Below are 7218 nucleotides of genomic sequence, written 5' to 3'. Positions count from 1 at the left end.
AAATCATCACGCCAGTTGTAGGCGAGACGAGCTTGGAAGGCATCTTTCTCATAGAAGCCAATCAGGTTCGCAGAGTCACTCATACCCGTCAGCGCAAAGACATTGTCACTGCTGTAGACATCGTATTCTACGTCGCCATCTACCAGGGTCGCATTGAAGATCGCACCGAATCCGCTATCGCCAAACATATGCTGCACGGCAAATTCCCAACCGTAGACTTCCGCATTCTCCTGGTTACCGGGAGTACCGACATTCCAGGTTATAACCGGGTCATTGGCGGTACCGAAACACGCCGGGTTACTGCCGGTAGAATCCGGGCATCCCGGGCGCGGATTGATACTCGGGTCGGTGATCGGGTTGCCATTTACGTCGTAGATTACACGCTCTTCGGTGGTCGCACCGATGAAGTTCTCAACGTATTTCTTAAAGTAACCTACAGATGCGTAGCTACCCTCTGCGTAGTAGTACTCCACGGACAAGTCGAAATTGTCAGAAGTAATCGGCAACAAACCCGGATTACCCTGGGAGGCATTGAACGGACCACCCGGACGTGACACATCCAGAGAGGTAGACGGGAACATCGCAGAGATATCGGCGCGACTCAAGGTACGACTGAAAGATGCACGCGCCACCAGTTCTTCGGTCAGACTGATGCTCGCATCCAGGTTCGGCAGGAAGCGCGTGTAATCCCCGTCAAGAGTATCGGCACTGGGCGTATCGTCATTGATTTCACGCAGCTCCTCGTCGTGCCAAAAGCTCAATCCAAGGATACCGTTCTGAATGGAGGTGCCGGTTACTTCAGTATCTTCAAATCGCACACCCGCGTTCAGCCGTACAGGATAGCCATTGAACTCCGTTTCGAAGTCCGCGGTAACGAAAGCTGCAAGTGTTTCTTCCGTCACCTTGTCAAAGGTCGGAGTGGCCTGGAAGTATTGACCACTGGCCTTTACTGCATCGATAAAGTCAGAAGCCTCATAATCCGCCAGTAGTGGGAACAAACCGCTGTTGCTACCGATTTGATCCCCGAAATCACCCCGCTGCTCAAAGTCGATTCCCAGGGATGCCAGGTCACCCAGGTCTACGAATGCGAAAGACTGGCTGTCATAGGCATCCACTTGATAGTCGGTACTGGCAATACCAAATTTGACGGTTTTAAGCGCGCCACCATCCAGGTTTTCCCAGGTTCCATCAAGCTGAATTTGCTGAATGCTGTTCTCGATTTCGAGACCACGCTCCTGGAACAGATCGGAAACAATATTTTCCGGAGCAAAAGCACCACCTGCGAGTGCGGAATCGTCAAAGCTGATTCCAGGCAGGCCACTGCCACTGGAGAAGTCCGCTTCAACATTCACCAGTTTGCCCGGGTTCTTGGTATTGGCAATGGTTTCTGCGGGAGTACCACCCGGCTGAGAATGGGAGGTAGAGTCGTGTACGTCCAGGCCAAAGCTCAGTGAGTCGGTTGCGGCCCACTCCACATTCAGACCTACGGAATCGTTTTCAGTAACAAACTGGTAGTTCCACGCCCAGAAATTCAGCTCATCATTTTGTACGCTCGGATTGATGACAGTGCCGTTGCTGTCAGTAACGCCAGCAGAGGTATCAAACCACACGCTGGTGCGGTTCATGGAGACCTGCTCATCATAGCGGGAAGCGGTATAGTCCAGCGTTGCAGTCACGTTATCCACAGGCGCGAATTGCAATACCAGCTGTCCGTTCTGGCGCTCGCGCTGATGGTCAGAAGCGTCCACGTCAAAAGTCCACGGCGCCCAGTAGGTACCGTCCGGGTTTTTCGAGCGGTCGATGGCTGAGGTATCCGCTACACCGTAGTTGGGAACCCAGGCTTGGGTATTCACTGACTCGCTGCGGCTGTCACGCTCTGCGTGAGACACCGCGACCAGTACACCGAATTTCCCATCGAAGAAAGTGCTGCTCACCATACTGGCGATTTCTGGGGTTACGGTATCGCCCTTCTCAACGCTGGTATCCATCACGCCCTTCACACTCGCGCTGGCAATAAAGCCGTCGTGATCGAATGGACGTGCAGTCTTGATGTTGATGGTGGAACCAATACCACCAGAATACACATCGGCTTTACCGGTTTTGTACACCTCAACACCGCTTACACTTTCCGCGGAAATTTCAGCGAACTTGAAGCTACGGGTAATACCCTCGGACTGCAGCGCGGAGGAGTTTGGCATCTGGCGACCATTCAAGGTCACCAGGTTAAAGTTGGGGCCAAAGCCGCGCACGGTAACCTTATTACCTTCGTTATTGCTGCGGTCAATGGATACACCGGTAATGCGCTGCAGGGATTCCGCCAAATTGGTATCGGGAAACTTGCCGATATCTTCGGCAGAAATCGCGTCCACAACACCGGCGGAATCGCGCTTGATGTCCATTGCATTTGTCAGCGACTGGCGAATGCCCGTCACCGTGATTTCTTCCAGCGTGCTGCTACCTGCTTCCTGGGCATAAGCGCCAACAGAAGCCGCGGAAATCACAGCGGCGGACAAGGCGCTCAGGGTAAAGCGCTTGCTATTAATAGGCATGGATGCTCTCTCTCCATCTGGAGGCTCGACGCTCGAACCACACGCCTACCCATCGATGACAGGCGACCGAGTCCCGAGCCTTTATTCGTTATTGACTTGAACCGTCCACGCAGTCATGTAAATGCTATAGGCACAGTCACATGGCTACTGGAGCCATCCTGCAACTCCGCGCCCCCAGTGTCAACTGTAAATTGTTAACAATAACTCCAATCAACTACAACTAGTGGACGCACCAGGCACATTTATCAGTACAGGCTTTATGTGTTGGCATGGTCTGCGAACGCCGATTCACAGGCGGGTGTTTTTTATACAAAACGTACCCGGAGAATCTGCGCCCGAGAACAAGTGCTTGGCAGAGGATATGAGGGAGATCTTTCTGTAGAGGGGGGGACGTTAAGCCTCACCACCGGCAGCGTGAGCCGATGCCCAGGCCCACTGAAAGTTGAAGCCGCCGAGCCAGCCGGTTACATCCAGTACTTCACCGATAAAGTACAGTCCCGGCTGCTTCTGGCTCTCCATGGTGCGGGAAGAAACCTCGTTGGTATCTACTCCACCCAAGGTCACTTCTGCTGTCCGGTAACCCTCGGTTCCCTCCGGAACCAGACGCCATGTCTGCAGCTTTTCGCCAAGCGCGCTGATTTCACTCTCGCTGTACTGCTTGAATGGCTTGCTCGGGATATCGTTCTGCTGCAGGAAAAACTGCACCAGTTTTTTACTCCAGAGTTCCGCCAGTACCGTGTGCAGATAGCTTTCCGGTTTTTTACTGCGCTGCTCTCTCAGCCACTGGGATAGATCCAGTCCCGGTGCCAGGTCGAACTCCACCGCTTTCCCCTCGCGCCAGTGACTGGAAATCTGCAGTACCGCAGGGCCGGATAATCCCTTGTGGGTAAACAGCATCTGCTCGTGGAAATACCCCTGGTCACAACTGGCATTGACTGCCAGAGAGGTCCCCGGCAATTCCTGTTGCCGTGCCAGTGCGCGCTTGTTCAGGGTAAGGGGCACCAGTGCTGCGCGGGTGGGAATAATGCTGTGGCCGAACTGGCGGGCAATTTCATAGCCAAACCCGGTCGCCCCCATGGTGGGAATCGACAGGCCTCCGGTCGCGATTACCAGGGATTCACACATCACTTTTCCAAGCGAGGTATGTACCTCAAAGCCTTTGGGCTCGAGCGGTTCGATACGCTGGATTTCACAGCGGGTACGGATCTGTGCCCTGGCTTCGCGACACTCTGCCAGCAGCAGGTCGACAATGTCGCGGGACTTGTTATCGCAGAACAGCTGACCGAGGGTTTTCTCGTGATAGGGAATTCCGTGCTTTTCCACCAACGCAATGAAGTCCCACTGGGTATAGCGGGCCAGGGCGGATTTACAGAAGTGCGGGTTTTCGCTGTAGAAGTTGTCCGGCGCCGTGTACAGATTGGTGAAATTGCAGCGGCCGCCGCCGGACATGAGGATTTTCTTGCCGACCTTATTGGCGTGGTCCAGCACCAGTACGCTGCGGCCACGCTTGCCCGCTACCGCGGCACACATCAGGCCGGCAGCGCCGGCGCCGATGACAAGCACATCCGCCTGGGCGGGAAAGTCGGTCATAGGAAACTGTCAGTAGGTTATCAGGTCTTCGGCAGAGTCACGCCGCGCTGGCCCTGGTATTTGCCACCGCGATCCTTGTAGGACACGTCGCAGATCTCGTCGGACTCGAAGAACAGCATCTGCGCCACGCCTTCGTTAGCGTAGATCTTCGCCGGCAGGTTGGTGGTATTGGAAAATTCCAGGGTCACGTGACCTTCCCACTCCGGCTCCAGCGGGGTCACGTTCACGATGATGCCACAGCGGGCATAGGTGGACTTGCCAAGGCATATGGTCAGTACCGAGCGCGGAATGCGGAAGTACTCCACGGTGCGCGCCAGGGCGAAGGAGTTCGGGGGAATGACGCAGTAATCACCCTGTACGTCCACAAAGCTGTCTTCATCGAAAGCCTTGGGGTCTACGGTGGCGGAATGCACATTGGTGAAGATCTTGAACTCATTGGCACAGCGCACATCGTAGCCGTAGCTGGAGGTGCCGTAGGAAATCAGGCGGTCACCCGATAAACCGTGACGAACCTGACCCGGCTCGAAGGGCTCGATCATGCCCTCACTCTCTGCCATACGGCGGATCCACTTATCGGATTTGATACTCACCCTGCCCCCTCGTGTGCTCAATTTTGGCGGTCATTTAAAGAGGCCGAATCATAGCCGGTTTGCCCTGTGCAAAAAAGTGCCAACCGAGTTGGTACGGGCTTGCCGCCACTGGATGACTACTGTATAAATTGCCAGTAGATACTGTATAGATAACCAGTCAAGCACTGCCAGACAGCCCAAGCGGAGCAAGCCAATCGTGAACAGCGCCGAAAACTTCATGCAAAACAAGCAGTTAAGTGACCAGGCCGACAAGCAGCCCCTGCAGCAGCTGCTGACGCGTCCGGATATATGGCAACTGGCCAACCGGCAGCGACAGCCCCGTACAGGGATTGGCAGTGGTTATCGCGGCCTGGATGCACTGCTCGCAAATCATGGCTGGCCCCGTGCCGCCACCAGCGAGCTGCTTGTGGATAAAGCCGGCATCGGTGAAATGTCGCTGATACTGCCGACACTCGCGCAGCTGACCCGACAGGGGCGCATGGTGATATTGATCAACCCGCCGCATATCCCCTACGCACCGGCACTGGTACAGGCGGGTATCCAACTGGAGAAACTGCTCATTCTCCACCCCAGGGGACAGCGGGACCAATTGTGGGCGGCGGAACAGTCGCTGCAGTCCGGCGCCTGTGGTGCCCTGGTCAACTGGCAGGGCAAGGAATCTCCCGCAGACAAGGACCTGCGTCGACTGCAGGTGGCCGCCCGCGACGGCGATTGCCTGCACTTCCATTTCCGCCCCGGCTCCAGTGCCGACACCCCTTCACCCGCCACCCTCAGGCTGAAACTACAGAGTGACGGGGAGCAACTGGCGGTTCATCTGCTCAAGCAGCTCAACGGTAAATCCGGCCAGCGCCTGCACCTGGCCCGCAGCCCGGATCTGGTCCGCCGCGACCAGCCGTTACACTGATCCCCGCAGGAACTCACCATGCTCTGGCTCTGTATCCAGTTCCCACAGCTCCCCCTGGAAGCGCTGACCCGCGCGCACCGGGCCGGAGACCAGACTCCGGTTGCCGTTTCCCAGGGCAACCTGATCCAGGCCGCCAATGGCGCCGCCCGCGCCCACAATGTCTGCGCGGGCCTCACCATTCCCACCGCCTGTGCCTACTGCCCAGCTCTGGAGTTACTGGAGCGGGATCGGGAACGGGAATCCCAGCTGCTGCAGCAGTTAGCCCAGTGGGGTTACAGCTTTACCCCGGTGGTCTCTCCCCGCGGCGGCGCGACGGACAAAAGCAGCCATACACAGCCGGCGCCGGGGGACGATACCGCCTGCCTGTTTCTGGAGCTGAGCGGCAGCCTCAGGGCCAGCGGTGGCCTGGCGCCCCTGTTACAGCAGCTGCGCAAGGAGCTGCACAAGATGCGTATCCAGCATGTGATGGGGTTGGGCCACAGCCCCAGTGCCGCGCACCTGCTCAGCCAACTGCCGGAACACCGTCAGTGGCTGGCAGAGACCAGAGCCCCGGCCACGCCACAACAGTGGCGTCAGTGGATAAGTTTCGCTCCCAGCAAATTGCTCGACTGCAGCCACACGGCCATCGCCAAGCTTTATGCGAGTGGTATCAAGCGGGTCAGTCAGCTGCTCGCCATCCCGCTGTCGGAGGTGGGCAACCGCTTCGGCCGCGGCTTTATCGATTACCTCGCGCGGCTCAACGGCACCCGTCCGGACCCGGTTCCCAGCTACCAGCCACCACCGGAGTTTCACAGCGAGCTCTTTTTTTCCAGCCCGCTGGATAACAGTGAGCAACTACTGTTTCCCGCCGGTCGCCTGGTGCGGGAACTCTGCCGGCAACTCCAGCGCCGCCAGCTTTACAGCCAGCAACTGCGCTGGATCCTCGATTACGGCAGCCGGGGCAGCCAGGAGATCAATGTGGAAATCTCACGCCCGCAGCTCGATCCACAGCGGCTGATCGCCCTCACCAAGCTGCAACTGGAGCGCGTAGAGCTGCGCGAGCCGGTTCAGGCCTTGGCACTCAAATGCCAGCAGCTGCGCGCACTGGAAACCCAGGGCCTGCGTGAAGACTTTTTTGACGAAGGCAGTAATACACACGACAGCTACCAGCTGATCGACAAGCTCAAGGCCCGGCTCGGGCACCAGGCGCTGTCCGGGGTCACTTTGCAGGAGAGCTATCTGCCGGAACAGGCCTGGAGCAGCGCCGACAGTCTCAGTCTGCAGAGCAGGCCCCGCGGCCATCAGCTGAATCCGATCAATGCGCCCCGCCCCAGCTGGCTGCTTCCCCGACCAGACCGGGTACAGCAACGCAATCACAAACTGTTTTACGACGGAGAACTGCAATTACTGCAGGGCCCGGAGCGCATCGACGGCTACTGGTGGCAACACCACCGCCACGCCCGCGATTACTACATCGCCCGCAGCGAACAGGGCAGCCTGTACTGGGTCTATCAGGACCTGACTTCAGAGGACTGGTTTCTGCACGGCGTGTATTCCTGATCGCCCCTTGTAAATACCTGACACATACCCCACAGCCACAACACTT

General features: G+C 57.3%; 5 protein-coding genes. 2 read left to right on the top strand and 3 right to left on the bottom strand.

Annotated features, from left to right (window positions below; genetic code table 11):
- The 3 genes from B4U49_RS08085 to dcd all read right to left on the bottom strand — a co-directional run.
- Positions 1-2549: TonB-dependent receptor (locus B4U49_RS08085; protein WP_078084070.1), on the bottom strand; the 2549-nt coding region annotated here is incomplete at its 3' end.
- A 393-nt stretch (positions 2550-2942) separates the two neighbouring features.
- Positions 2943-4139 carry a BaiN/RdsA family NAD(P)/FAD-dependent oxidoreductase gene (locus B4U49_RS08080; RefSeq protein WP_078084069.1) on the bottom strand — a complete coding sequence of 399 codons (1197 nt, stop codon included), beginning with the start codon at positions 4137-4139 and terminating at the stop codon, positions 2943-2945.
- Between the two features lie 20 nt (positions 4140-4159).
- Complete coding sequence (gene dcd / locus B4U49_RS08075) at positions 4160-4729, bottom strand: dCTP deaminase (protein ID WP_078084068.1); 570 nt, start codon at positions 4727-4729, stop codon at positions 4160-4162.
- A 196-nt stretch (positions 4730-4925) separates the two neighbouring features.
- Here dcd and imuA point away from each other — a divergent pair, with 196 nt between their 5' ends.
- Both imuA and B4U49_RS08065 read left to right on the top strand, forming a co-directional pair.
- A complete protein-coding gene (imuA, locus tag B4U49_RS08070) occupies positions 4926-5633 on the top strand; it encodes a translesion DNA synthesis-associated protein ImuA (RefSeq protein ID WP_078084067.1) in 708 nt (235 codons plus the stop codon).
- Positions 5634-5651: 18 nt separating this feature from the next.
- On the top strand, positions 5652-7172 hold the full coding sequence (locus tag B4U49_RS08065) for a Y-family DNA polymerase (protein WP_078084066.1): 1521 nt from the start codon (positions 5652-5654) through the stop codon (positions 7170-7172).
- Positions 7173-7218: the final 46 nt, after the last annotated feature.

This window comes from Microbulbifer mangrovi (assembly GCF_002009015.1).
Lineage (GTDB): Bacteria > Pseudomonadota > Gammaproteobacteria > Pseudomonadales > Cellvibrionaceae > Microbulbifer > Microbulbifer mangrovi.
Note: the sequence above shows the minus strand (reverse complement) of the source record. Positions and strands in the feature narration are given on the sequence as shown.